This is a genomic window from Cedecea sp. Ae19-4 (assembly GCF_059801165.1).
On sequence record NZ_JBCHWG010000001.1, the window covers coordinates 1027311 to 1053570 of the forward strand.

26 protein-coding genes are annotated in these 26260 nt (G+C 57.4%); 15 read left to right on the forward strand and 11 right to left on the reverse strand.

Annotation, left to right across the window (positions count from 1 at the left end):
* Positions 1–92: 92 nt before the first annotated feature.
* On the forward strand, positions 93–644 hold the full coding sequence (locus tag AAIE02_RS04925; protein WP_498532084.1) for an NAD(P)H nitroreductase: 552 nt from the start codon (positions 93–95) through the stop codon (positions 642–644).
* Between the two features lie 42 nt (positions 645–686).
* Here AAIE02_RS04925 and phoC read toward each other — a convergent pair whose 3' ends face one another.
* Entirely contained in the window at positions 687–1436 is a 750-nt protein-coding gene (gene phoC / locus AAIE02_RS04930; protein ID WP_498532085.1) for an acid phosphatase PhoC, read from the reverse strand.
* A gap of 230 nt (positions 1437–1666) precedes the next feature.
* On the opposite strand from phoC, the gene selD reads away from it, so the two are divergent.
* Genes selD through AAIE02_RS04945 form a run of 3 tightly spaced genes read left to right on the forward strand, consistent with a single transcriptional unit; the run spans position 1667 to position 4907 of the window.
* A complete protein-coding gene (selD, locus tag AAIE02_RS04935) occupies positions 1667–2707 on the forward strand; it encodes a selenide, water dikinase SelD (protein ID WP_498532086.1) in 1041 nt (346 codons plus the stop codon).
* 3 nt (positions 2708–2710) lie between these two features.
* Positions 2711–4705: a DNA topoisomerase III gene (locus AAIE02_RS04940; RefSeq protein WP_498532087.1), complete on the forward strand. Its 1995-nt coding sequence runs from the start codon at positions 2711–2713 to the stop codon at positions 4703–4705.
* A complete protein-coding gene (locus tag AAIE02_RS04945) occupies positions 4662–4907 on the forward strand; it encodes a YnjH family protein (protein ID WP_231560128.1) in 246 nt (81 codons plus the stop codon). Before AAIE02_RS04940 ends, AAIE02_RS04945 begins: the two co-directional genes overlap by 44 nt.
* Here AAIE02_RS04945 and AAIE02_RS04950 read toward each other — a convergent pair.
* Positions 4873–5283, reverse strand: coding sequence for a pyrimidine (deoxy)nucleoside triphosphate diphosphatase (locus AAIE02_RS04950; protein ID WP_498532088.1), 411 nt, complete (start codon positions 5281–5283; stop codon positions 4873–4875). The two genes, AAIE02_RS04945 and AAIE02_RS04950, sit on opposite strands and share 35 nt — an antisense overlap.
* Positions 5284–5353: 70 nt before the next feature.
* On the opposite strand from AAIE02_RS04950, the gene AAIE02_RS04955 reads away from it, so the two are divergent.
* Positions 5354–5920, forward strand: a complete 567-nt coding sequence (locus tag AAIE02_RS04955; protein ID WP_008456646.1) for a carboxymuconolactone decarboxylase family protein — start codon at positions 5354–5356, stop codon at positions 5918–5920.
* On the forward strand, positions 5921–6547 hold the full coding sequence (locus AAIE02_RS04960) for a CDP-alcohol phosphatidyltransferase family protein (protein WP_498532089.1): 627 nt from the start codon (positions 5921–5923) through the stop codon (positions 6545–6547).
* Between the two features lie 55 nt (positions 6548–6602).
* Here the strand turns inward: AAIE02_RS04960 and AAIE02_RS04965 are convergent, their stop codons facing one another.
* From AAIE02_RS04965 to AAIE02_RS04985, 5 genes are all read right to left on the reverse strand, one after another.
* Positions 6603–7892, reverse strand: coding sequence for a sulfurtransferase (locus tag AAIE02_RS04965; RefSeq protein ID WP_498532090.1), 1290 nt, complete (start codon positions 7890–7892; stop codon positions 6603–6605).
* An 84-nt stretch (positions 7893–7976) separates the two neighbouring features.
* Positions 7977–8600 carry an ATP-binding cassette domain-containing protein gene (locus AAIE02_RS04970; RefSeq protein ID WP_498532091.1) on the reverse strand — a complete coding sequence of 208 codons (624 nt, stop codon included), beginning with the start codon at positions 8598–8600 and terminating at the stop codon, positions 7977–7979.
* A complete protein-coding gene (locus AAIE02_RS04975; protein ID WP_498532092.1) occupies positions 8600–10174 on the reverse strand; it encodes an ABC transporter permease in 1575 nt (524 codons plus the stop codon). The genes AAIE02_RS04970 and AAIE02_RS04975 overlap by 1 nt, the downstream gene beginning before the upstream one ends.
* The gene (locus AAIE02_RS04980; RefSeq protein ID WP_498532665.1) at positions 10171–11328 is read right to left on the reverse strand and encodes an ABC transporter substrate-binding protein; all 1158 of its coding nucleotides are present in this window, start codon (positions 11326–11328) and stop codon (positions 10171–10173) included. The genes AAIE02_RS04975 and AAIE02_RS04980 overlap by 4 nt, the downstream gene beginning before the upstream one ends.
* 51 nt (positions 11329–11379) lie before the next feature.
* The gene (locus tag AAIE02_RS04985) at positions 11380–12042 is read right to left on the reverse strand and encodes a TVP38/TMEM64 family protein (RefSeq protein WP_336982540.1); all 663 of its coding nucleotides are present in this window, start codon (positions 12040–12042) and stop codon (positions 11380–11382) included.
* 207 nt (positions 12043–12249) lie between these two features.
* Here AAIE02_RS04985 and AAIE02_RS04990 point away from each other — a divergent pair, with 207 nt between their 5' ends.
* Entirely contained in the window at positions 12250–12678 is a 429-nt protein-coding gene (locus tag AAIE02_RS04990) for an organic hydroperoxide resistance protein (protein ID WP_008456632.1), read from the forward strand.
* A 30-nt stretch (positions 12679–12708) separates the two neighbouring features.
* Here AAIE02_RS04990 and AAIE02_RS04995 read toward each other — a convergent pair whose 3' ends face one another.
* Both AAIE02_RS04995 and xthA read right to left on the reverse strand, forming a co-directional pair.
* Positions 12709–13377 carry a VTT domain-containing protein gene (locus tag AAIE02_RS04995; protein WP_166994000.1) on the reverse strand — a complete coding sequence of 223 codons (669 nt, stop codon included), beginning with the start codon at positions 13375–13377 and terminating at the stop codon, positions 12709–12711.
* Positions 13378–13455: 78 nt separating this feature from the next.
* The gene (xthA, locus tag AAIE02_RS05000) at positions 13456–14262 is read right to left on the reverse strand and encodes an exodeoxyribonuclease III (RefSeq protein WP_008456628.1); all 807 of its coding nucleotides are present in this window, start codon (positions 14260–14262) and stop codon (positions 13456–13458) included.
* Between the two features lie 444 nt (positions 14263–14706).
* Here xthA and AAIE02_RS05005 point away from each other — a divergent pair, with 444 nt between their 5' ends.
* From AAIE02_RS05005 to hutH, 8 genes are all read left to right on the forward strand, one after another.
* Positions 14707–15927, forward strand: a complete 1221-nt coding sequence (locus AAIE02_RS05005; protein ID WP_166874910.1) for an aspartate aminotransferase family protein — start codon at positions 14707–14709, stop codon at positions 15925–15927.
* Positions 15924–16958, forward strand: a complete 1035-nt coding sequence (astA, locus tag AAIE02_RS05010; RefSeq protein ID WP_039302203.1) for an arginine N-succinyltransferase — start codon at positions 15924–15926, stop codon at positions 16956–16958. The genes AAIE02_RS05005 and astA overlap by 4 nt, the downstream gene beginning before the upstream one ends.
* A complete protein-coding gene (astD, locus tag AAIE02_RS05015) occupies positions 16955–18433 on the forward strand; it encodes a succinylglutamate-semialdehyde dehydrogenase (protein WP_498532093.1) in 1479 nt (492 codons plus the stop codon). The genes astA and astD overlap by 4 nt, the downstream gene beginning before the upstream one ends.
* Positions 18430–19761 carry an N-succinylarginine dihydrolase gene (astB, locus tag AAIE02_RS05020; protein WP_498532094.1) on the forward strand — a complete coding sequence of 444 codons (1332 nt, stop codon included), beginning with the start codon at positions 18430–18432 and terminating at the stop codon, positions 19759–19761. Before astD ends, astB begins: the two co-directional genes overlap by 4 nt.
* A 10-nt stretch (positions 19762–19771) precedes the next feature.
* The gene (gene astE / locus AAIE02_RS05025) at positions 19772–20737 is read left to right on the forward strand and encodes a succinylglutamate desuccinylase (protein ID WP_498532095.1); all 966 of its coding nucleotides are present in this window, start codon (positions 19772–19774) and stop codon (positions 20735–20737) included.
* 334 nt (positions 20738–21071) lie between these two features.
* Positions 21072–21557, forward strand: coding sequence for an ATP-independent periplasmic protein-refolding chaperone Spy (gene spy, locus AAIE02_RS05030; RefSeq protein WP_166874898.1), 486 nt, complete (start codon positions 21072–21074; stop codon positions 21555–21557).
* A gap of 472 nt (positions 21558–22029) precedes the next feature.
* Positions 22030–22575, forward strand: coding sequence for an environmental stress-induced protein Ves (ves, locus tag AAIE02_RS05035; protein WP_008456615.1), 546 nt, complete (start codon positions 22030–22032; stop codon positions 22573–22575).
* A 263-nt stretch (positions 22576–22838) separates the two neighbouring features.
* On the forward strand, positions 22839–24383 hold the full coding sequence (hutH, locus tag AAIE02_RS05040) for a histidine ammonia-lyase (protein WP_498532096.1): 1545 nt from the start codon (positions 22839–22841) through the stop codon (positions 24381–24383).
* Positions 24384–24412: 29 nt separating this feature from the next.
* Here hutH and cho read toward each other — a convergent pair whose 3' ends face one another.
* Together cho and yddG are read right to left on the reverse strand one after the other, a co-directional pair.
* Positions 24413–25276 carry an excinuclease Cho gene (gene cho, locus AAIE02_RS05045; protein ID WP_498532097.1) on the reverse strand — a complete coding sequence of 288 codons (864 nt, stop codon included), beginning with the start codon at positions 25274–25276 and terminating at the stop codon, positions 24413–24415.
* 66 nt (positions 25277–25342) lie between these two features.
* Positions 25343–26233 (reverse strand): aromatic amino acid DMT transporter YddG, encoded by an 891-nt coding sequence (gene yddG, locus AAIE02_RS05050; protein WP_498532098.1) that lies wholly within the window; start codon positions 26231–26233, stop codon positions 25343–25345.
* Between the last annotated feature and the right edge of the window lie 27 nt (positions 26234–26260).

A 26260-nucleotide genomic window follows, 5' to 3' on the forward strand; every position in this document is an offset into this window, starting at 1 on the left:
GGCTGTGTTAATTTTGTGAATGAAAATCATTTGACGGACTGGGGCAACCTCCACGCTTTGCCAGTCATTTCCTGTCAGTAAGGGGCTTTTAAATGGATGCACTTGAACTTTTGATTAACCGCCGTAGCGCCTCCCGTCTGGCCGAGCCGGCTCCGGCGGGTGAAGTGCTGGAAAATATTCTGCGTGCCGGAATGCGCGCGCCGGACCACGGTACGCTCCAGCCGTGGCGCTTCATTGTTATTGAAGGGGAAGGGCGCGAGCGCTTTGCTCAGCTTTTAGAGAAAGCGGCCATTGCGGCCGGCATGGATGAAAAAAGCGTTGAAAAGGCGCGTACATCGCCGTTCCGCGCCCCGCAAATCATTGCTGTGGTCGCGCATTGCGAGACTAACCATAAAGTGCCGGTGTGGGAGCAGGTGGTTTCCGCAGGCTGTGCGGTGATGGCGATGCAAATGGCGGCGGTGGCCCAGGGCTTTAACGGTATCTGGCGCAGCGGCGCGTGGACTGAAAATGATTTGGTGCGCGAAGGACTGGGTGGCCGCGAGCAGGACAAAGTGGTGGGCTTCCTCTACCTCGGCACGCCGCAGTTGAAAGCGTCGACGACCATCAGCACCCCGGATACTTCTGCGTTCGTTTCTCGCTTCTGATTGGACATTATCCTGCCGGGCGCGCCCGGCAGGTTCCATTTCTTATTTCTTCTGCTGTTTCGCAAACTCGTCTTTCGCTTTCTGCAGCTGCTGCTGGAAGGCGGCGTTGGTATGCAGCGTGGCCACTACGGCAGATCCCACGACGCGAGCGGCATCAATATCGCTTTGCCAATGGTAACCGCAAATCACCCGGCTTTGCCCCAGATCAAACCCGCGTTTCAGGATCTCGTTCTGGCGCTGCGGGTTGATTTCCGCCAGCACCAGCGCGGTAGCCCAGCCAATTGAGGTATGCCCGGACGGATAAGAGCCATTTTTCGACAGCTTATCCTGCTCTTTGGTGTTACAGGTTGGCACACCGTAGAAGGCAAACGGGCGGATGCGCATGTACTTTTCTTTTGCACCGCGCGTGGCGAGGTCACCGGCGTCCTCAATCATGTTGGTCAGCAGCTTGTGCAGTTCCGGCGCATCTTTTTCGGTAATTGGCGAGCCAAACGCGCCGGAGAAAGCGTGAGCCACGCCGCCACCGCTCAGGTTGGCATCTTCTTCGGCCAGCTTGCCGCGTTCGGTGGCGCGCAGCAGGCGGCCCTTCTCATACATCGCCTGATCGTTCAGAAACGCAATGCTGCCGATTTCAGGCGGCGGCGGCAGCAGCGCCAGGCTGTCAATGGCCTGGGCGTTGGTCAGGTAATAGAGATCGGGCTTGGTGGTGGCGTCATTTCCCGGAGGGGCAAGGGCAAAGGCCGCAGAGGAGAACAGGCCGGCAATACAGAAGGCTAATACGCGTTTTTTCATTGTTATTCCTTACATGCGTGGGTTGTCCAGATAGTTGCCTCGATGGTTGTAACATTACTGTCATATTTGAGTAAAAGAGCGCATCGGCAAAATGCGGCCTGGCTTCAAAAAACTTCCGCTTTGCCTGCTTAGTGAGCAACGGCACGCGAATTAGGACTGCCAGACTTACCACCAGGGCGTTTGAGCGCTACCATATTGGGTACAGAATTTGGCAAAGAAAGGAAAAGTCCATGAAGCAAACCGTTCGTTTGACCCAGTACAGCCACGGCGCAGGATGCGGCTGCAAAATTTCCCCGAAGGTGCTGGAAACCATCCTGCACAGCGAGCAGGCGAAGTTTGTCGATCCTAACCTGCTGGTGGGGAACGAAACCCGCGACGATGCGGCGGTTTACGACCTGGGCAACGGCACCGGTATCATCAGCACCACCGACTTCTTCATGCCGATCGTGGACGATCCCTTCGACTTTGGCCGTATCGCGGCGACCAACGCCATCAGCGACATCTACGCCATGGGCGGGAAACCGATTATGGCGATCGCTATTCTCGGCTGGCCGATTAATACGCTGGCGCCCGAAATTGCTCGTGAGGTTATCGAAGGCGGGCGTTTTGTCTGCCAGCAGGCGGGGATTTCTCTGGCCGGCGGCCACTCGATTGACGCGCCTGAACCGATTTTTGGCCTCGCGGTGACCGGCGTTGTGCCCACCGAGCGAGTGAAGAAAAACAGCTCTGCTGAAGCAGGCTGCAAGCTGTACCTGACCAAACCGCTGGGCATTGGCGTGTTGACCACCGCCGAGAAAAAATCCCTGCTGCTGCCAGAGCACAAAGGTCTGGCGGCAGAAACCATGTGCAAGCTGAACAAAGTCGGCGCGGAGTTTGCCGACATTGCGGGCGTGACCGCGATGACCGACGTCACCGGTTTTGGCCTGCTGGGCCACCTGAGCGAAATGTGCGAAGGCGCGGGCGTTCAAGCTGATGTCTGGTTTGAATGCGTGCCAAAATTACCGGGTGTAGAAAGCTACATCGAGCAGGGCTGCGTGCCTGGCGGCACCTCCCGCAACTTTGCCAGCTACGGGCAACTCGTCGGCGAGATGCCGGAGGCCTGGCGCAATCTGCTGTGCGACCCGCAAACTTCCGGCGGCCTGCTGCTGGCGGTTCGTGCGGATGCCGAAGCCGAAGTCTTTGCGGCTGCCGAGCGGAACGGCATTAAGCTTAGCGCCATCGGTGAATTGAAAGAGGCCCGCGCTGGCCGCCCAATGATCGAGATCCGTTAATTCATGCGGCTGTTTATTGCGGAAAAACCAAGCCTTGCGCGAGCCATTGCCGACGTGCTGCCCAAGCCCCATCGTCGCGGCGATGGGTTTATTGAATGCGGCAATGGCCAGGTGGTGACCTGGTGCATTGGCCACCTGCTGGAGCAGGCGCAGCCGGACGCCTACGACGGGCGATATGCCCGCTGGAACCTCGCTGACTTGCCCATTGTGCCGGAAAAGTGGCAGCTCCAGCCTCGCCCCTCCGTGACTAAACAGCTCAACGCGATTAAAAAGCTGCTGGCTCAGGCCACCGAAGTGGTTCACGCGGGTGACCCCGATCGCGAAGGGCAGTTGCTGGTGGATGAAGTGCTGGACTATCTCCAGCTTGCCCCGGAAAAGCGCCAGCAGGTGCAGCGCTGCCTGATCAACGACCTTAACCCGCAGGCCGTGGAGCGGGCGATTTCCCGCCTGCGCGCCAACAGCGAATTTATTCCGCTTTGCGTTTCGGCGCTGGCCCGCGCCCGTGCCGACTGGCTGTACGGGATTAACATGACCCGCGCCTACACCATTCTCGGGCGCAATGCGGGCTACCAGGGCGTACTGTCTGTGGGCCGCGTCCAGACGCCAGTCCTGGGCCTGGTCGTGCGCCGCGATGAAGAGATTGAAAACTTTGTCGCCAAAGATTATTACGAAGTAAAAGCCCACATCGTGACGCCAGCGGACGAGCGTTTTGTGGCGGTGTGGCAGCCGAGCGAATCCTGCGAACCCCATCAGGACGAAGAAGGCCGCCTGCTGAACCGCAAGCTGGCGGAGCACGTCGTCGCGCGTATCAACGGCCACCCGGCGCTGGTCACCGCCTATAACGATAAACGGGAATCGGAAATCGCGCCGCTGCCGTTTTCGCTCTCCAGCCTGCAAATCGAGGCGGCGAAACGCTTTGGGCTGAGCGCCCAGAACGTGCTGGATATTTGCCAGAAGCTGTACGAAACCCACAAATTGATCACCTATCCGCGTTCCGATTGCCGCTATCTGCCCGAAGAGCACTTCGCCGGGCGGCATGCGGTGATGAACGCCATCAGCGTGCATCAGCCGGATTTACTGCCGCAGCCCGCGGTGGATGCCGATCTGCGTAACCGCTGCTGGGACGATAAAAAAGTGGATGCCCACCACGCGATTATTCCCACGGCCCGCAGCTCTGCACTCTCATTAAGTGAAAATGAGGCTAAAGTTTATGGCCTGATCGCCCGTCAATACTTAATGCAGTTCTGTGCCGACGCCGTATTCCGTAAATGCACCATCGATCTGGATATCGCCGGAGGCAAATTTATCGCTAAAGCGCGTTTCCTTGCCGAAGCGGGCTGGCGGGCGCTGCTGGGCAATAAAGAGCGCGATGAAGAGAACGACGGCACGCCGCTGCCGGTGGTGGCGAAAGGGGACGAACTGCTGTGCGAGCATGGCGAAGTGGTTGAACGGCAAACTCAGCCGCCGCGCCACTTTACCGATGCGACATTATTGTCAGCGATGACCGGGATTGCGCGCTTTGTGCAGGACAAAGATCTGAAAAAGATCCTGCGCGCCACGGACGGATTAGGCACCGAGGCGACGCGAGCCGGGATCATCGAACTGTTATTCAAACGCGCTTTTCTGGTCAAGAAAGGGCGCTATATTCATTCTACGGAGGCCGGGCGGGCGCTGATCCACTCGCTGCCGGAGCTGGCCGCCAGGCCAGACATGACCGCGCACTGGGAATCAACGCTGACGCAAATCAGCGAAAAGCAGTGCCGCTATCAGGACTTTATGCAGCCGCTGGTGCAAACGCTTTATGAGCTGATTCATCAGGCGCGAACCACGCCGGTGCGGCATGCATTTAAGGGCATCAAAGCCCAGGATGACGGAAAAAAAGCAAAACGTTGGGCCAAAAAAGAGGGAAGTGATGATGTCAGTAAAAAGCCTGCTCGCCGCCGTCGTGGGGCTAATGATGAGTCTGCCAGCGATGGCGGTGCAGCCCCGTCAGCCTGACGTTGACGTGGTGATCCCGCCGGAAGTGTTCACCAACAGCAATCAGCCGCAGACGCCGCCCTGCAACCAGTGCTGTATTTATGAAAATAAAAACTATTCTGAAGGGGCGGTGGTGAAGACGGAAGGCATTTTGCTGCAATGCCAGCGTGATGACAAAGTCTTAGGGACTAATCCGCTGGTCTGGCGCCGCGTGAAGCCATAAACGCCTTCAACAGTGGGACATCCGCCGGGGCGAGGGCATAGCCAAGCGCCTCCGGCGGTTCACACCAGACCAGCTCGCTGTGGCAATGGGCGATGGGTTCGCCGCTAAAGGCCTCAACATGCCAGGCGTGCAGATAAATCATTCTCCCGCTCACTTCGCGCTGATGGCTGGCCACGTAGCCGCTAATTTGTGCCGTAATTCCCAGCTCTTCCAGGAGTTCCCGCGCCAGCGCTTCGGGCTGCGTTTCTCCCCTTTCTACTTTCCCACCTGGAAATTCCCACAGGCCGGGCTGATCGCCATTTTCAGGGCGACGGGCGAGCAGAATTTTGCCTTCGTGCTCGATAATAGCCGCGACAACATCAAGGTTTTTTAGCATGGGTGTCCATTTTCCGTGGGGCTGGCGTGGCATAATACTCGTCCTGAGATGCCAGCAAAAGAGTAACTGAATGATGGAAACGAAAAGCGAGCCCTGGATTGCCCCCCTTAAAACGCTGCCCAAAAGCCTGCGCCCGATTGTGGCGATGCAGGAGAAAAATTTTGGTGCGGTGCTGAACCCGACCCGCTGGTGGGGGCGACTGCCGTATTTATTCTGGCTGGTGGCGCTGTTTGTCGGCTTTCTGGAAAGACGCCGGGCAAAAATCGACCCGGTGATTCGTTCGCTGGTGATGACCCGGGTATCGCAGCTGTGCAGCTGTGAATTTTGTATCGACGCTAACAGCCTGCGTCTTGCAGAGCGTAGTCAGTCGATGAATAAGGTGCTGGCAGTGGCCAACTGGCAAAATGAGCCGATATTTAGTGAGAAAGAGCGGGTCGCATTGGCCTACGCCGAAGCGATGACCGCCACGCCGCCACAGGTGACCGACGAGTTAAAAAACAGGCTCAAGCAGCATTTCAACGACCAGGCGGGGACCGAACTCACCGCGCTGATTGCCTTCCAGAACCTTTCGGCTCGCTTTAACGCCGCACTGGATATTCCCTCCCAGGGGTTATGCCCGACGAAGGGAAAACGCTAGATGTTCGACAGCTACCTTCACCTGCGTATCAAACCCGTGCTTAATCTCCTGGCAGCCGTGCTTGATAAGCCCGCTATCACGCCGGACAGGTTGACGCTGGCAGGATTCGCGATTGGCGTGCTCACTTTGCCTTTTCTGGCACTGCAATGGTATGTCCCGGCGCTGGTTGCCATTATCTTTAACCGGCTTTTTGATGGCCTGGACGGCGCGCTGGCGAGACGCAGAGGGCTAACCGATGCCGGTGGCTTCCTCGATATTACGCTGGATTTTCTTTTTTATGCCCTTGTGCCGTTTGGCTTTATTCTCGCGGACCCGGCGCAAAATGCTCTTGCAGGCGCGTGGCTGCTGTTCTCGTTCATCGGCACCGGCAGCAGCTTTCTGGCGTTTGCTGTCCTGGCGCAGAAGCACGATATCGCGAATCCAGGCTACGCCCATAAATCGTTTTATTATCTGGGGGGACTGACGGAAGGTACCGAAACTCTCCTGCTGTTTGTGCTTGGCTGCCTGTTCCCGGACGGTTTTGCCTGGCTGGCGTGGATCTTCGGCGGGCTTTGCTGGCTTACCACGCTCAACCGCATCTGGGGCGGGTATAAGACGTTAAAACGACTGGATGACTCCACAGATTAATCCCCTCGCCCCGTGGGAGAGGGCTAGGGGGAGGGGGGAAGTCCTCAAGTCGGCATCAGTTCGGTTTACGCTCGCCGCTCACGACAGGATTTTTAGGGTCAGCGCTCCATTCGTACCAGCCGCCGTCATACAAGCCAACGTCCTTCCAGCCCATTGCCCGCGCGTACATCAGCGTTTCGGAAGCGCGCCATCCGGTTCCGCAGTAAAAAGCAACCTGCTGATCCGGCGAGATATTCCAGGTTTTCCACATCGCGGCGATGTCGTCCCCTGCCCGCATGGTACCGTCCGGATTATGGAAGTCTTCCATATGCGTGGAGTCAGAGCCCGCGTGGCCCCAGCGGGCGCCCGCAATCTCGCCTTTGGGCTTGATGTAGCTGTACCCGCTGGTGGTGCCGATAAATTCCGGCCAGGAACGAATGCTGACCAGAGAAGCATCTTTGCGGTGCAGCAGCGCGCGCGCCTGTTCCATGTCCAGCATCAGCTGAGGCTGGCCGGGAATCGGGGCACCGAAGTCGGGGGCTGGTGTTGGCTGGCTGGGCAGGCCACGTTCAACGGGCAGATCCGCCGCGCTCCACGTCGCCCAGCCTCCGTCCAGGAGACGGACGTCTTTCACGCCGGCGTACAGCATGATCGCTGCCACGCGCGCCGCCGCGTAGACATCACGCCCATACAAAATGACGGTCGTATCGTGCCGGATGCCGTGCTTCGCCAGCATGGTTTTCAGCTTGTCGTCGGACACTTTGTTCCACAGCGGCTCGCTCTCCACCTCTTCGGTGTTGATGTAGCCCGCGTCGGGAATATGGCTGAGCAGATATTTTTTCGGCGCGCCCCAGCCCGCTTCAATCACTTTCCACTCCCCGGCGGGCGCTGCGGTGACCGGTTTTTTATTCTGTAAATCATGGATCCATTGCGGGTATACCAGCTGCTCAAAATGCGCCAGCTTTTGCAGGCGGGAAGGATCCTGCAGGGCGTCGGTCAGCATCGCAATCTGCGTAAACCCCAGCTTTTCTAAGCGAGTTTTCACGGCCTGAGCGCCGCTACCATACAGCGCCATCAATCCGGTTTTGCTCAACTGATGCTGCTTAGCCCACGTTGAAAGCTGCTCATCGCTCATTAGCGCCAGCCAGGAGGCCGAAAGATTCAAGGCTGTGGGTTCATGGCCGCCGTTGCCGTTTAAGGTTTGCGGCCAGCCGTTGTAAAACGCGCTCGGCCGAGTATCAATCACGGCACCGTTTACGGCTTTTACGCTGGAGAGGTTCATTTCAGTGGGTACCGAGGCGGCAAAAGTGACCTGGGACAGCCCGGCAAGCAGCAGGGCGGTGGTTAGCTGAGAAACACGTTTCATCTAATAACCTGAAGGATAGCAAAAGAGCCGAAAGTTTAGCCCTCGCTGGCGCTGGCTTCTTTGCGATACCTCATGTTCGATGGGCTAAAGCCGGATAATCTGGCCGTGGGCCGGCGCATCCTGCTCATCGTGAGTAACCAGCACGACCGGCAGTTTGAGCAGTTGGGCTTTTTGCCAGACAAATTCCCGAAAGCCCTGGCGCAGCGGCAGGTCGAGCCGGGAAAAGGGCTCATCCAGCAGCAAAGCTTCGGGTTCGGCCAGCAGGGCGCGCAGGATGCTGACGCGCGCTCGTTCCCCGCCGGAGAGCGTGGCCGGATCTCTGCGAGCATAGTTTGCCAGCCCGGCGCTTTCCAGGACCTCCGAAACAACACGCTGCCGCAGCGAGCGCCCAGCGACGGAGGCGGGAATCGCCATCAACAGATTTTGCCCAACGTTAAGGTGAGGGAATAGCAGCGCATCCTGGAACAAAATGCCGATGCGGCGATGTTCAACGGGCAAATAAGTCAGGCTGCGCTGGTTAAGCTGCAGCGTGCCCTGGGCGCTAAAGTCCGGGGCTAAATCGCCGATCATCCAGTTCAGAAACGTCGATTTACCCACGCCAGACGGGCCCATCAGCGTAACAATCTCACCCGGCGCAACGTCAAAGCTGATATTCGCCAGCAGTGGTTCGCCATTGCGAGAGAGGGAGCAATTTCGCACGCTGAGCATTAGCGCAATCCTTTTCTGTGGATGCCAGCCAGGCGGCTGGCTGAGATTGTGGCGATAAATACGGCCAGCGGCAGCAGCATTTGCAGCAGGGCCTGGATTGCAAACTGCTGTGGATCGCCGCCGCTGCTGAGCGCCACGGCTTCCGTTGTGACGGTGGCAAACCGGCCCGTCCCGGCATAAAGCGTAGGCAAATATTGCGCGATGCTGACCGAAAACCCGACGGCCAGCGCCGCCAGCAAAGGCCGGACAAGCAATGGGATCTGGATAAGGCAGAGAATTTTCCCCGGCGACCAGCCGAAAGTTTGCGCTGTCAGCGCCAGACGAGCGTCAATCCGCTGCCAGGCTGGGGCCAGAATCAACAGCGTATAAGGCACGACCCACAGCAAATGGCTCCAGATAAGCGCGGCCCAGCTTCCTTCCATGTTCAGCCTGAGCAGGAGTTGATACTGTCCGGCGGCCAGCGGCAGCGCAGGCAGCAGCAGCGGCAGATACAGCCAGCGATCGTACCGGCGCGGGCAGCCCTTTAGCCACAATATTGTCACGACTGGCGCGATCAAAGCGCTGATAAGCCCGGCCACAAAACTTGTCCAGACCGGCACCAGTTCAGCCTGCTGCCAACCGCTAAGCGTTAAACTTTCAGGCCAGCGCGCCGGATAGAACCAGCCTTCAGCGAAGGACCAGATGACAAGCATGGCGAGAGCCATAAAGCCGAACAGAGAAAGTGAAGCGCTGGCCACAGTGCCTGCTGAGGTAAGATTCAGGGCATATCGCTTGCCTGAAAAACGCCCGATTCGCAGTTTAAATGCTTCCCGCGCTAACCGCCCGAAAACCATAAAACCGCCGAGCAAGAGCAGCAGCACGCAGGAGGCCGCCAGGCCCATGTTCTGCCGAGAAATATCGCTGTCCGTTAACCATTGCCAGGCCAGCACGGCAAAAGTGGGCGGGTTAGCGGGGCCAAGAATAAGCGCGGCATCCACGACCGAAAGGCTGTATGCCGTCACCGCCACTAAAGCCCAGCCCAGGCGCGGCAAGAGCTGCGGCACAAGCACGTAGAGACGGGATTGTAGCTCGCCGTAGCCGAGCGTTCTGGCAAACGTTATCTGCTGGCTCAGCGGTTCGCTTTGTAGCTGTGCGGCTGAGAACCATAGCAAGAACCAGGCTTCTTTTAGCGCCAGCATGAGGCCGAGGGTAAAGCCGTAGTTATCCGGCGGCAGAGAAAGGTTGAAAAGGCGCGCCAGCCAGCCGCTGGCTGAAAACAGGAAGAAAAAGCCGCTGGCAAGGGCGACGTGTGGCAGCGCCAGCAGCAGCGGCAGGCGCTGAAGATAGCGCTGCCAGCGCTTGCCGGGATACAGGGTGCAGAGAAGGATTAACGTCAACAGCAGCGCACCGCCCACGCTGAGAGTGGTTGAAACCAGCGTGGTCATTAAGGCTTCCGGCCACTGTGAGTCCTGCCAGACGGCAAGCCAGGTTTCACTTTGTAACAATGGCGGCACTATCAGCGCAAACCCCGGCAGCACCGGCACAAACACCAGGCCCGCCGCCAGTGCTCCGGCAAGCGTAAAGCCGCGGCTCATCGCGACCCGTAACGCTGAAGCCAGGCTTGCTCCAGCGCGTTAACCCAGGCGGCGTGAGGTTCTGCCAGGAAAGGAACCGGATGCTGGCTTTTGGGCACCAGATCCTCAAGCTGTGCTTTGTGCGGTGGCGGCAGTGCGTTGCTGCTCAGCACGCTCGCATCCCCCCAGACAGCCGGATCGGCTTTGCGGATTTGTGCTTCCGGGGACATCAGGAAATTGGCCACGATCTGCGCTCCGGCTTTGGCGCTGCTGTTCGCCGGAATAGCGACGAAATGCACGTTGCCCAGCATACCGGCGCTAAAGCCAAAGGATTCTGCCGACGGCTGGAGCTGGCGGCGAGCGATCAGATTGTCGACGTGCGCCGGGTTGAAGGTCACTGACAGCAGCAGCTCGCCGTCGGCCAGCATACGATCCATGCGCGCCGGCGTCGGCGGGAACGTTTTACCTTTTTGCCAGAGGAACGGATGAAGCTGGTTAAGGTAACGCCAGAGCGGGGCGGTGACTTGCTCGAAGGTGCCGGGATCCGGGGCCGTTTTCAGCGCGGCCGGTTTTTCGGTCAAGACAATCAAAAGCTGTTCAAGGAACGCCGTGCCGGTAAAATCCGGCGGGCGAGGGTAGCTGAGCTTGCCGGGATGGGCTTTGGCGAAGGCCAACAGTTGTTCTGCATTTTGTGGGAAGGTCGGCGTGCGTTTCTTATCGCCGATGAACATCAGCTGGGCGCTTCCCCAGGGCGCTTCTGCCCCGTCAACCGGTACCGAGAAATCTTCCCGCACAGGTTTTCTCACGTCAACATATCGCCAGTTTGGCAGATTTTCGGCCCAGTTTTCGCTGAGCAATCCTGCCTGCTTGAGCACGCTAAAATTTTCACCGTTGACCCAAAGCAGATCTACTGATCCGTTGGTTTTTCTGCCCGCAGTCGCTTCGCTTTGAATGCGCCTCACCGCATCGGCCGCGTCCGCCAGCTTCACCACTTTAAGCGTCACGCCGTAATGCGTTTTTACCTCACGGCTGACCCAGTCCAGATAGCCGTTAACGGCAGGATCGCCGCCCCAGGCGTTGAAATAAACCGTCTGGCCGTTGGCCTGCTGGCGAATATTCTGCCAGGACTGAGGTTGGGCGACGGCGCTAAAGCCGATCATCGTCAGGGCAACCATCAGCGCCCGTATGCCAGATATTAAGCGTTGCAAGAGAAAGTCCTCAGCGTGTTATGGGGCGGTTCGTCTGGCCAGCCAGCGCGCGGCCAGCGGCAATAGCCCTAGCAGGGCAAACACCAGCATCATACCGGGGGAGAGAATATCGCCCAGGCTTTGTAGCTGGCTCAGCTGCCTGCCGGTGTTAATGTAGACCACGATGGCAGGCAGCATGCCGAGCAGGCTGATCGCGGCATAGCGAACGACGCCCATTGGCGTCAGGCCCATTAATAAATTCACCAGCACAAAAGGGAAGACCGGCGCGAGCCGCAGGGCAAAGAGATAATGGCCGCCGTCGCGCCGTATGCCCTGGTTCACTTTTTCCATCATGCGCGAGAAACGGCGCTGCACCCAGTCCCGCAGCAGGTAACGGCTGATTAACATGGCGACGGTCGCACCTGCAGTGGCCGCCAGGGCAACCAGCACGGTGCCCTGCACCACACCAAAGATAGCGCCGCCCAGCAGTGTGAGCAGGGTGGCACCGGGAATGGAAAAGGCGGCGGTGAGAAAGTAGCAGCCCAAAAAAATCACAATCGCCAATATTGGGTGCTGCGCATGCCAGTGCGCAAACGCTATCTGAGAGTGCTGAAGTGCCGACAGGCTTATTGTGCCCGGAGGAAGCAGATACCAAAACAACCCCGCCATGATGACCAGCAGCGCAAAGAGACTCTTACGCACATCTACCTCTTCTCTTTTGTTTATCCATCGTCATACCGTACCGCTGCAGTAAAGGCGTGGAGTATAGCGGAGGGAGCGTGACAGCGAGCTTGAGCCAGGTCATGAAGCGGATACAGACTTATACATTTTGGCCTGGCGGAGAACATATGGCAGATACATAGCGGTAGTTAAATGGCGGCTCTTCTTACCCACGATTGAGGAATCACAATGTCCAGCAAACTCGAGAAAGTGCTTTATACCGCCCATACCACTACCGTTGGCGCTCGCAGCGGGCACGGGCGTTCGGACGACGGCAGCCTGGACGTGCAGCTCAGCACGCCGGGATCCGGCAAGCCGGGGACGAATCCAGAACAGCTTTTTGCCGTCGGTTATTCCGCCTGCTTTATGGGGGCGATTGGGCTGGCGGGGAAAAAATTGGCTATCCGCATTCCGGAGGAAACCGCCGTGGACGCCAGTGTTTCGCTGGGAAAAGTCGATAACGACAGCCAGTTTGCGCTGGCGGTGACGCTTCACGTCAGGCTGCCTGGGCTGAGCGAGGCCCAGCGGGAAACTTTGCTCGCGACCGCCCACGCCACTTGCCCGTACTCGCGTGCGATTAGCGGCAATGTTGACGTGACGCTGCTTTCACAAGGGTAACGACAAAACGCCTTCGATAGCCGGGGGCGTTTAACTTTTTAAGCGGGTTCTTTTTATCAGCCAGTGAGACAGGAGCGGCAGCAGGCCAATCAGCGCCAATAACAGCAGCATGGTGGGGGAAATAATGTCCCGCAGGCTTTCTACCTGGCTAAGCTGGCGGCCGGTGCTGATGTACAGCACGATAGACGGCAGCAGGCCAAGCAGCGTCACTATCGCGAAGCGAACGGCGGAAATCGGCGTCAGCCCCATCAGCAGGTTGATGATGGAAAAGGGCAGAACCGGCACCAGGCGAAGGGCAAACAGGCAGTGTGTAATATTGTGCTTAATGCCCTCGTTGATCTTTGCCATGGTGGTGGCAAAGCGCCGCTGTACCCAGTCATGCAAGAAATAACGGCTCAGCAACATCGCCACGGTTGCGCCGCTGGCTGCCGCCGTAGCAACCAGTACGGTGCCTTCGACCAGCCCAAACAGCGCACCGCCCATCAGGGTCATAATGCGCGTGCCGGGGATGGAAAGGGCGGAAATCAGGAAATAACCAAGGAAGAAGGCGCTCATCACCAGCGCCGGGCGTTCGGCGTGCCAGAGACTAAGCTGAGCGTGATATTTCTGCAGCGTCGCCAGGCTAAGGGTGCCCGGCGGCAGCAGGATTAACAGCGAGATGACCAGCGTGGCCAGCAGCAAAAACAGGATTTTACGCATTCTGTTCGCGCCTCGTCAGGGGGAAAAACGGCATCTCGCTATCCTTGTCTGAAGATGTGTCTACCTTCAGTATTTCCCTTACCGCTTAAACTGCGCCCAAACAGGGGCGTGGTCGGACGGTTTTTCCATGCCGCGAATGTCGTAGTCGATCCCGGTTGCCACGCAGTGCGGCGCCAGCCCCTGGCTTGCCAATAGCAGATCTATACGCAGGCCACGGTTATCGTCGAAGCCTTTTGAACGGTAGTCAAACCACGAGAATTTGTCCTGTGCTTCCGGGTTAGCGTGGCGGTAAGTATCCACCAGGCCCCAGCCGAGCAGGCGAGCCATCCACTCACGCTCTTCCGGCAGGAACGAGCATTTCCCGGTGCGCAACCAGCGCTTGCGGCTATCTTCACCGATCCCGATGTCGAGATCCGTCGGGCTGATATTCATATCCCCCATGATCAGCACCGGATTTTCCGGGCGCAGTTCACCCTGCAGGAAGTCCTGCAGATCCTGGTAAAACTTAGTCTTGGCCGGGAATTTGGTTTCATGATCGCGGCTTTCGCCCTGCGGGAAGTAGCCGTTGATCACCGTCAGGTTGCCAAATTCAGACGGGATTTCCGCCATGATAATGCGCCGCTGGGCGTCTTCGTCGTCGGTCGGGAAGCCTTTTCGCACCGAAATCGGCTTCTCTTTGGTCAGCAGCGCCACGCCGTAATGACCTTTCTGGCCATGATAAAACACGTGATAGCCGAGTTTCTCAACGTCTTCCAGCGGGAACATATCGTCGTGCACTTTGGTTTCCTGCAGACCAATAACGTCCGGCTGATGCTGTTCCACGATGGCTTCAAGCTGATGAGGACGGGCGCGCAGGCCGTTGATATTAAAAGAGACAAATTTCATAGTCGCTGCCAGGTTGTCAGGTTAATTGTTGCAGGATGGTAGCAGAAAACGGCGCAGGTTGCTGCGCTGAAGCTAATCGTTGCCATAGGCGCGTCTGGCGGACAAAAATAAAGCAACATTTGCACCAAAATTGATCTCGATGCGCAAAAAGGGGGCGAAAACGGCAGGCAAATCCCGAAGGCGATCACAATTCCAGCATTATATTTTACCACTGCATAATATTTCTTGTTTTCGTGTCGAAAATCAGGCGGCACGTTAAAACTATGCACTTTTTATTCATTTTATATGAATAGTGTGTGTTTTTAAGTTATTGATTTTTCGTTTACCCCTCCGGTTTATGCATTTTTATCGCTGGCTGGCACGATGCCTGCAATCTACATTTACAGCGCAAACACTCAATTATTTAACATTTAATAAACTTTTTGTTTACCGTGAGGGGTCACTATGTCGCAGTCAATTACACGCCAACATTTCGACGAATGGATGATGCCGGTTTATGCCCCTGCGCCTTTTATTCCGGTTCGTGGCGAGGGTTCCACCCTGTGGGATCAGCAGGGAAAAGACTACATCGACTTTGCCGGTGGCATCGCGGTTAACGCCCTGGGACATGCTCACCCTGAAATGCGCAAAGCGCTGGAGGAGCAGGCGGCAAAATTCTGGCACACCGGCAATGGCTACACCAATGAGCCGGTATTGAAGCTGGCGAAGCAGCTCATCGACGCTACCTTTGCGGAGAAAGTGTTCTTCTGTAACTCAGGGGCCGAGGCCAACGAGGCGGCGCTGAAGCTGGCGCGTAAGTATGCCCATGATAATTTTGGCGCACAGAAAAGCGGCATCGTAGCGTTCAAGAACGCGTTCCATGGCCGCACGCTGTTTACCGTCACGGCCGGTGGTCAGCCCGCTTATTCTCAGGACTTTGCGCCGCTGCCGCCGCAGATTAACCACGCGGTATTTAACGATTTACAGTCTGCCCGTGAGCTGATTAACGACGAAACCTGTGCGGTGATCGTCGAGCCTATGCAGGGTGAAGGCGGGGTCGTTCCAGCGACGCCAGAGTTCCTTCAGGGGCTGCGCGAACTTTGCGACAAACACAACGCCGTACTGATTTTTGACGAAGTACAAACCGGCGTGGGCCGCACCGGCTCGCTGTATGCCTATATGCATTATGGCGTGACGCCGGACGTACTCTCGACGGCCAAAGCGCTGGGCGGCGGCTTCCCGATCGGCGCGCTGCTGACCACCGATCGCTTTGCCAAAGTGATGGTGGTGGGCACCCACGGCACCACCTACGGCGGCAACCCGCTGGCCTCTGCTGTGGCCGGACGCGTGCTGGAAATCATTAATACGCCGGAGGTGCTCAACGGCGTGAAGCAGCGCCATGACTGGTTTGTTGAGCGCCTGAACCACATTAACCAGAAGCACCAGCTGTTCAGTGAAGTACGCGGCTTAGGGCTGCTGATCGGCTGTGCCCTGCGCCCTGAACATGCCGGTAAAGCGAAACTTATTCTGCAGGCTGCCGCGCAGGAAGGCCTGATGATGCTGATCGCCGGGGCTAACGTGCTGCGTTTTGCCCCTGCGCTCATCGTCAGCGAAGCAGAAGTTCAGCTGGGCCTGGATCGCTTCGAGCGTGCCTGCGAACGCTTCCTCGCGGGAGTTTCATCATGATGGTAATCCGCCCGATTGAACGAGGCGATCTGCCGGGGTTGCTTAAGCTTGCCGGGAAAACCGGGGGCGGACTGACCTCGCTCCCCGCCGACGAAAAAACGCTGGCCGACCGAATCGAACGCTCGCTGCAGACCTGGCAGGGCGGGTTGCCGAAGGGCGATCAGGGCTATGTTTTTGTGCTGGAAGATACCAGCAGCGGCCAGATGGTGGGGATTTGCGCCATTGAGGTGGCCGTGGGCCTGAACGACCCCTGGTACAACTACCGGGTCGGGACGCTGGTTCATGCCTCCAAAGAGTTGAATATCTATAACGCACTGCCGACGCTTTTTCTCACCCACGACCACACCGGAGCGAGCGAGCTTTGCACGCTGTTCCTCGACCCGGCCTGGCGTAAAGAGGGCAACGGGTATCTGTTATCCAAGTCTCGTTTTCTGTTTATGGCCGCCTTCCGCGAACGCTTCAACGACAAAGTGGTTGCCGAGATGCGCGGGGTAATCGATGAACACGGGCATTCACCGTTCTGGGAAAGCCTTGGGAATCGCTTCTTCTCTATGGAGTTCGCTCGCGCCGACTACTTGTGTGGCACCGGGCAGAAAGCTTTTATTGCCGAGCTGATGCCAAAACACCCGATTTATACCGACTTCCTTTCCAAAGAGGCTCAGGCGGTTATTGGCCAGGTGCATCCGCAAACGGCACCAGCGCGCACCGTGCTTGAAGCTGAAGGATTCCGCTATCGTAACTATGTCGATATCTTCGACGGTGGTCCTACTCTGGAGTGCGATATCGACCGCGTGCGGGCGATCCGCAAGAGCCGCCTGCAAACCGTCGCTGTCGGCCAGCCTGCTACCGACGAACTGCCCGTTTGCCTGGTCGCCAACGAAAATTACCACCAGTTCCGCGTGATGTTGATCAAAGCCGATCCCAAAGGCGAGAAACTGGTTATTGATGCCGCCACCGCCGATGCGCTGAAGTGCGCCAGCGGCGACACCGTGCGCGTGGTGCGCCTGTGCCCTGAGGAGAAAAAAGTATGACTAACTGGATCAACGGACAATGGGTGCCGGGCCGCGGCGAAGCGCTGTTAAAACATAACCCTGTCAGCGGCTCGCTGCTGTGGGAAGGGCTGGTGGCGGATAAAACGCAGGTAGAAGAAGCCTGCCGTGCGGCTCGTGCGTCGTTTCCCGCCTGGGCGAAACGCCCGTTTGCAGAACGCCAGGAGATTGTGGAGCGTTTTGCCGGCCTGCTTGAGACGAATAAAACTGCACTCGCTGAAACAATTGCGCAGGAAACCGGCAAACCTCGCTGGGAAGCGGCCACCGAAGTGACCGCGATGGTTAATAAAATTGCCATTTCCATCAAGTCTTACCACACCAGAACGGGCGAAACGCACACCGCGATGCCGGACGGGGCGGCGACTTTACGCCATCGCCCTCACGGCGTGCTGGCAGTCTTTGGCCCTTACAATTTCCCTGGACATTTGCCCAACGGCCATATCGTGCCGGGACTGCTGGCCGGCAACACCCTGGTGTTTAAGCCGAGCGAGCTAACGCCGCGTATCGGTGAACAGGTGATGAAGTTGTGGGAGGAGGCCGGTATTCCGGCTGGCGTGCTGAACCTGGTGCAGGGGGGACGCGAAACCGGCGAGGCGCTGTCTAATCAGTCGGAACTTGATGGGCTCCTGTTTACCGGCAGCGCGGGCACCGGCTACCACCTTCACCGGCAGTTTGCCGGGCAACCGGAGAAGATCCTTGCCCTGGAAATGGGCGGGAACAACCCGCTGATCGTCGAAGACCCGCAGGATATCGACGGCGCCGTTCACGTGGCTATCCAGTCGGCGTTTATCACCGCCGGGCAGCGCTGCACCTGCGCCCGCCGTCTGCTGGTGAAACAGGGTGAGCAGGGGGATGCATTTATTCGTCGCCTGGTTGAAGTCTCTGCCCGTTTGCAGCCGGGGGAATGGGACGCTATGCCACAACCGTTTATTGGCGGATTGATTTCGGTGCAGGCGGCTGAAAGGGTGCTGACCGCGTTTCAGGCTCACGTAGCCCGCGGCGGTAAACCGCTGCTTGAACCAAAAATGATTCGTCCAGGCACCTCTTTACTGACGCCGGGCATCGTTGAGCTTAGCGGCGTGGCCGACGTGCCGGATGAAGAAGTGTTTGGCCCGCTGCTGGCGATTTACCGCTATGACAGCTTTGACGACGCGATTCGGATGGCGAACGACACACGCTACGGCCTGGCGAGCGGGCTGATTTCACCGTCCCGCGAACAGTTTGACCAGCTTTTACTGGAAGCCAGAGCCGGGATCGTGAACTGGAATAAACCGCTGACCGGGGCCGCCAGCACTGCGCCATTCGGCGGCGTGGGCGCTTCAGGTAACCACCGCGCCAGCGCCTGGTATGCGGCGGATTACTGCGCCTGGCCGATGGCCTCGTTGGAAAGTACAAGCTTCGCGTTGCCACCAACCCTGAGTCCAGGGCTAGATTTTAGCCGCGAGGAGCAGCCATGAAGAAAGCACGTGAGGCCAACTTCGACGGACTGGTGGGGCTGACCCACCATTACGCCGGGCTGTCGTTCGGCAATGAAGCCTCGACGAAGCACCAGTTTCGCGTGTCTAACCCGAAGCTGGCGGCGAAGCAGGGGCTACTGAAAATGAAAGCGCTGGCAGACGCGGGTTATCCGCAGGGCGTGATAGCCCCGCAGGAGCGTCCGAATATTGGCGTGCTGCGTCAGATAGGCTTTAGCGGCAGCGACGAGCAGGTTGTTGAGAGTGCTGCTCGGCAAGCTCCGCAGCTGCTGTCCGCCGCCAGTTCGGCCTCTTCGATGTGGGTGGCCAACGCGGCGACGGTATCACCGTCAGCCGATACGCTGGACGGTAAAGTGCATCTCACCGTCGCCAACCTGAACAATAAGTTCCACCGTGCCAGCGAAGCACCGACGACGGAAAGCGTGCTGCGGGCGATGTTCCGGGATACCGGGTGTTTTGCCGTGCACGGCGCGCTGCCGCAGGTGGCGATGTTTGGTGACGAAGGTGCCGCCAACCATAACCGTTTAGGCGGCGAGTATGGCGAGCCGGGCGTGCAGCTGTTTGTTTATGGTCGCGAAGACTCGAAAAGCGGGCAGGCACCGGCCCGCTATCCCGCTCGTCAGACGCTGGAGGCCAGCCAGGCCGTGGCACGTTTGAATCAGGTACGTTCTGAGCAGGTTATCTTCGCTCAGCAAAACCCGGCGGTGATCGACCAGGGCGTTTTTCACAACGACGTTATTGCAGTTTCTAACCGCGAGGTGCTGTTCTGCCACCAGCATGCGTTTGTGGATCAGCCGGGGCTTTATCAGCGCCTGCGCGAAAAAGTCCCGGGCTTTACGGCCCTGGAAGTCCCGGACGATTTGGTGTCGGTGGCGGATGCGGTTTCGACCTATCTGTTTAACAGCCAGCTGTTGAGTCGCGCCGACGGCGGCATGACGCTCGTGCTGCCGGAAGAGTCTCGCCAGCATCCAGGCGTCTGGCGCTACCTTAATCAACTGCTGGAGGCGGATAACCCTGTCCGTGAGCTGCAGGTGTTTGATCTGCGCGAAAGCATGGCTAACGGCGGTGGCCCGGCCTGTTTACGCCTGAGAGTGGTACTGACGGACGAAGAGCTCAAAGCCGTTAATCCGGCGGTGATGATGAACGACACGCTGTTTATGACGCTTAATGGCTGGGTTGATCGCTGGTATCGCGACCGTTTAATCCAGGCTGATTTAGCCGACCCGCAGCTGTTGCGCGAGGGGCGTGAAGCCCTGGATGAACTGACGCACATTCTGGATTTAGGTTCCGTGTACCCGTTCCAGCAATAGGGGAGAAATAATGATTGATTTTCTGGCGCAGACGCTGGCCGGCAAGGCGCCTGAACAAACCTCCGGGGAGAATGCTTATCTCAGCTGGCTCTGGTGGGATGAAGGTATTCTGACGTTGACGCCGCGTGAGGCGGCAGGGAAAGCGCTGGTCATATCGGCCGGGATTCACGGCAACGAAACCGCCCCGGTGGAGATCCTTGGCCAGTTGACCAACGGCTTGATCGCGGGGCAGCTTCCGCTGCAGTGGCGCACGATGATTATTCTGGGTAACCCAGCGGCGCTGCGCGCGGATAAGCGTTATACCCATAGCGACATGAACCGTATGTTTGGCGGGCGCTGGCAGCAGTTTCCTGAAAGCGTAGAAACCCAACGTGCGGCCAGGCTTGAACATGCCCTCGAGCAATTCTGGTCGCGAAGTGAGGAGCAAACTCGCTGGCATCTGGATATGCATACCGCTATTCGTGGCTCTTATCACCCCCGGTTTGGCGTGCTTCCTGCGAGGCCGCTGCCTTATAGCGAGAGCTTTTTAACCTGGCTGGGCTGCGCCGGGCTGCAGGCGCTGGTGTTTCATCAAAAGCCCGGTGGCACCTTTAGTCATTTCAGCAGTGAGCATTTTGGGGCACTGAGCTGTACGCTCGAGCTGGGAAAAGCCAGGCCGTTTGGGCAGAACGATCTTGGTCAGTTCGCGATAACTAAAGAAGCAATCTCAGCGTTGTTAAGCGGGGCAGAGCCGCCGGTCATGGAGATAGAACCGCAGCGTTACCGTGTCGCTCAGCAAATCACCCGACAGTCGGATAAATTTGTGCTGCATATGTCCGGCCAAACGCAGAACTTTACCGCGTTTTCGAAGGGCACCCTGCTGGCTGAAGATGGTGAGAAGCGTTATGTCGTTGCCGGCGAAAAAGAGTACGTTTTATTCCCCAACCCGGATGTGGCGCTGGGGCTGAGAGCGGGCCTGATGCTGGAGGAAATTTAAACTTTAAGCAGCTCTGAATAATTGAGCTGCTTAATCATTTCGTATTGTTAATTTATTTGCGGATAATTCCTGGGTACAGGGTTTATTCGTTAGGTTAATTGCTGTACACTCTTCATATTGTCTTTATAATCAGTGCTTTGTTATATTTAGTTGCACTATTCCCCGCCTTAATCCTTATTTTCTTCATAATTGATGCATTCTTGTTTTATACCCTTTCAATGATTTACGGATGCCACCGTCTCCTTGACGATAAGACTCGTAAACTCATTCTCGTCAACACGGCATCGTCGTTTTAAGCGAGCCGTCAATTTAATGAAAAGAGAAGGTTAAAAATATGCGTAAATTAACTGCACTGTTCGTCGCTTCTACCCTGGCTCTGGGTGCCGCTAACCTGGCGCATGCTGCAGACGCCACCCCGGCTGCGGCCCCACAAACCGATGCTCCGATGATGCACCATAAAATGATGCGCGGCCCTATGCACGACATGATGTTTAAAGACCTGAACCTGACCGATGCGCAGAAACAGCAAATTAAAGACATTATGAAAGAACAGCGCGGCAAGATGCAGCGCCCGTCCGTTGACGAACGCCGCGCCATGCACGACGTGATTGCCAGCGACAGCTTCGACCAGGCTAAAGCCCAGGCGCAGATTGATAAAATGGCCGAGCAGAACAAAGCGCGTATGCTGGCGCATCTGCAAACCCAGAACAAAATCTACAACATTCTGACCCCGGATCAGAAAAAACAGTTTAATGCGAATTTTGAGAAGCGTCTGACAGAACGCCCTGCGCATGAAGGTAAAATGCCAGCTGCTCAGTAAGCCTGAGCGACTAAATTAAGACCGCCGGTCCTGTTCACAATAGCGAGGTACGCTGTGAACAGGATCGGCGGTTTTCTCGTTTAATCATGTCACTCCACTCTTTCCCCTTCGCTCGACTAAATAATACCGCCCGGCAATAATCACGCCGACGGGATAAGCCATTTTAAACACTCAATTTCAGCAGCTTACATTCAAAATTGCAGTTCACTCCGCAGATTTTACCGACCGGTATTGAGGGCGATAAATTTACTTTGCTTCCCGATAAAAAAGCCGCTAAATCATTGTCACAAAAATAGAACCAGGGCTACAGCAACCGGCCACGGCTGCCGATAACACTGGCGTCAGGCACAGATCTGACGAACAAAACAGAGAACTGATGAGCAGGCCGCCGTGGGAGCTCTTCCTTTGGGGTCGCTCAATTTAAAGAGCAAATGCCAGGGCACACGGATGCCGTGCGTCCTCAGGAGTGGTGATGGAATTCTTTGATATACGAAAGGTGCCGGTTAACCTCTGGCGCAACGGCGCCGGGGAAACGCGAGAAATATGCTGTTTTCCACCCGCGACGCGAGATTTCAACTGGCGTGCCAGTATCGCCTCTTTGGCCCACAACGGCGAGTTTCCGGTCTTTCCGCAGGTTGACCGGGTAATGACTTTGCTGGAGGGGAGCGAGGTCGTTCTCGACGGCGGAAAGGCGTTCAGGCATACGCTCAAGCGCCATCAGCCTTTTACTTTTGCCGGTGAGCAGCCCGTAAAAGCCGAGCTGACTCGCGGCATGTCGATGGACTTTAACGTGATGACTCGCCGGGACCGATGCCGGGCCCAGGTGCGGGTGGCGGACAGAACCTTTACCACTTTTGGTACCCGAGGCGGCGTTGTTTATGTCCTGAGCGGGGAATGGCAGCTGGAAGATAAGCTGCTTTCACCGGACCAGGGCGCCTGGTGGCAGGAGGGCAGCCACACGCTGCGGCTGTTAAAAAACGAAGGGCAACTGCTGTTCAGCGAAATTACCTATTTGTAGACCGAATGCCCGGAAAACTGGCCGGGCAATGCTCTTTCTTCCTGATGAATATCCTCAGAAACTGCTGTGCAACTGCGGTTTTGTTCTTCATTTCCCCTGCCTGTAAACGCCCGGCAGCATCCCGTGCTGGAAAAATTTCACAAGCGCGATCCGGCTCACCGATCGATAAAAAAGTCCTATGACCCGCTGGCGGATTATTTGGTTTATTAGTTAAGTTGTATATACAAATATAGACAAAAACCCGATGCAAACAGGATGCTGACATGTCAACGCAAAAGAAGCTATGCAGTCTCACTCCAGGTTCCGTTTCACTGGCCACTCTGCGCGAGATCTACCATGGAAACGTGCTGCTCAGGCTTGACCCCGGGGCGGTTGCCGCCGTTGAGCGTGCGCTCGGCACGGTAGAAGCGATTGTTGCCCACGGCGACGTGGTTTACGGTATTAACACCGGTTTTGGCAAGCTGGCACAAACCACCATCGCCACCGATCATCTGGCTGAACTTCAGCGTAATCTGGTGCTTTCTCACAGCGTGGGGCTTGGCGAAGCGCTGCCGGATGATGTTGTCCGACTGGTGATGGCCAGTAAAATTATCAGCCTGTCACGCGGGCACTCCGGCGTTCGTCTGCTGGTGATTGATAGTCTCATTGCGCTGTTTAACTCGGGCGTAATGCCGGTGATCCCGGAGAAAGGCTCGGTGGGGGCATCCGGTGACCTGGCCCCGCTGGCGCATCTGTCGCTGATGTTGCTCGGGGAAGGGAATGTCAGGGTGAACGGCGAACAGATCCCTGCCGGTGAAGGTTTGAAGCTGGCAGGCGTAAAGCCGCTGGTACTGGGGCCAAAAGAGGGCCTGGCGCTGCTGAACGGGACCCAGGTTTCGACGGCGCTTGCGCTGCGAGGGTTGTTTGAGGGCGAGAAGGTGTTTGCTGCCGGGCTGGTGGCGGGGGCCTTGTCGCTGGAGGCTATCAAAGGCTCCGTGAAACCATTCGACGCGCGTATCCACCAGGCCCGCGGCCAGGCGGGACAAATTGATGTGGCTGAGGCGGTCACTGCACTGCTTGCCGACAGTAAAATCGTTGATTCTCACGTCCACTGTGGCCGCGTGCAGGATCCTTATTCCATTCGCTGCGTGCCGCAGGTTATGGGCGCGTGTCTGGATAACCTGCGCCATGCGGCGAGTGTTCTGCAGATTGAGGCCAACGCCGCCTCGGACAACCCGCTGGTGTTCAGCGACACCGGAGAAGTGATTTCCGGCGGCAACTTCCACGCAGAGCCCGTTGCCTTTGCCGCCGATATTATCGCGTTAGCGGTGGCGGAAATTGGCGCAATTTCGGAACGTCGCCTGGCGCTGCTGCTGGATACCGGGCTGTCCGGCCTGCCGCCGTTCCTCGTGAAAGAGGGCGGGATTAACTCCGGCTTTATGATTGCGCAGGTCACCGCTGCTGCACTGGCCTCGGAGAATAAATCGCTCGCTCATCCGGGTAGCGTCGACAGTCTGCCAACGTCTGCGAATCAGGAAGACCATGTTTCGATGGCGACCTATGCGGCTCGCCGTCTGGGATCTATGTGCTTTAACACTGCGGCAGTGGTTGGGATTGAGGCTATGGCGGCCGCTCAGGGCATCGAGTTTCACCGGCCGTTGCGCAGCTCACCCCTGCTTGAAAACGTCTTCGGGGATATTCGCGAACGCGTGGCATTTCTGGAAAAGGACCGCCTGCTGGCACCGGATATCGAGCAAATGCGTCTCTGGGGCTGCAGCGACGGCTGGCCGGAAGCTATCACCAAACTTCTGCCTTCGTCGGCGGCTTAGCACTTTTAGACTCCTCTCTTGGGGGGAGTCTACTCCAGTTCTATCACCTCATATTCCCCGCTCAGCATCAGCTTGCAAAGGATCTTGTAGCCGTCGTTATCAAAGCCCTCCGGCGGCTGGCTGCGGGTTGTCGCGTCAGTTAACTGTTGCACGGACCCAAGATAAAACCAGTGATCGATCAGGTGATACTCGGTCATCTCCGGGCTGCGTTCCACGATGGCGACGGCGTTTTTCCATGGCCAGCAAATCAGGCGAACCTGTTCGAGAGCCTGAACCAGGCGGGCATGATGCCCGGCCTGAGTCTCTTTCCCGCAACAGGCTCCGGCGCAGCGTTTGAGCGCTGAGCGAAAACAGGCCCGGCCCTTACTCAGTGATTCCAGGCCCAGCAGGCCGTAACAGAGGCGATGCTCATCGGCCAGCCCTTGCAGCGTTTGCAGCGCGGCCCGGCGGTTAGCGTACAACCCATACAGGCCCGGCTGGCGGGAGAAATCGACATCTTTGGCATATACAACCTGCGGTGTGTCCCCCTGAAGAGACAGGGAACAAAGCTGGCGGTTACGACGCAGGCGTTTGTTGAACAAAGGCTGTTGCTCTTTGATCATTTGCGCTTCGAGCAGCAGCGCTCCGAGTTCGCCGGCAGTGCGGATAAAGGTAATACGGCGAGACTGCCTCAAGAGTGCGGCTTCATCAGGCGTACGAAAATGGGACATCACGCGCGTGCGTATATTGACACTTTTGCCGATATACAACGGCATAACGTCGCTTTCACCGTGAAAAACATAGACGCCGGGTTTTTTGGGCAGGTCATCAAGCCATGACCTGAGATGCTCCGGATATTCATAGACCGCCGCGGCTTCAAACTCTAACCGCGACGAATTTGCACGCCTGACCACATCGGACTCCTGGGTACTGTTTATTTCACCAGTATAGCAGTCGTGAAGGTGAAGAGGGAATCGCCCTTAACCATAGTGTCGCGTGGCAAGCCAGCAAAGCAGAGAGCCGCCTACAACCATCAGTACGCCTTGCCAGAAAGCAAAGCCGGGATGCAGACCCAGCCACAGCGTGGCGAGCAGGGCTGATAATACCGGCGTGAAGTAGGAAGCCGTGGCAAGCAGCGTCATGTTTCCCCGCTGGATACCAACATTCCAGGCTGAATAGGCGACGGCGGTAGAAATCCCCATAAATAACAGCTGCGCCGTACCGGATAGCGTGAAATGCATTGTTGGATGTGCCACAAAGGCGAACTTAATCCACAGCACCAGCGCGGTGGCGCAGAAAAACAGGCTGACGCCGCTTTTAACTTCGCTCCAGCGGCGAGTCAGGTTGCAGTAGAGCGCCCAGATGATGGCGGCGGCAAAAGCCAGGCCGTAGGCCAGTGGGTTATCGAGAATGTTGTGCCACATCACGAGAGGCGACCAGTCGCCGTCTCCTTTCATTACCTGCACAATCCCCGCCAGGGAAAGCGCGAGCCCAGGCCACAGCCATAAATTGCTGCGCTGGCCGTTAATAAACAGGGCGAAAAAGACGGTCAGGCAGGGCCAGAGATAATTGATCATCCCCAGTTCCAGGGACTGAGCGCGGGTGTGCGCCAGGCCAATTGAAAGCGCCAGGCTTATTTCATAGCCCACAAAGAGCAGCCCGCCAACCCAGAGATAACGGGGTGGGAGTTCGCGTATTTTGGGCAAACCTCGGGCGAGGCAAAGACACAGCGCGCTGACGGTGTAGAGCAGGGCCGCGCCGCCGACTGCGCCAAAGTGCTCGCTGATGCTGCGCAACAGGCCAACGGAGGTACTCCAGAGCAGGATTGCGATAAGGCCGATAAGCGTGGCGCGTTGCGAAGAGGTGTCCATGTCCATCCTGTAAAAAAGGCGGCACTA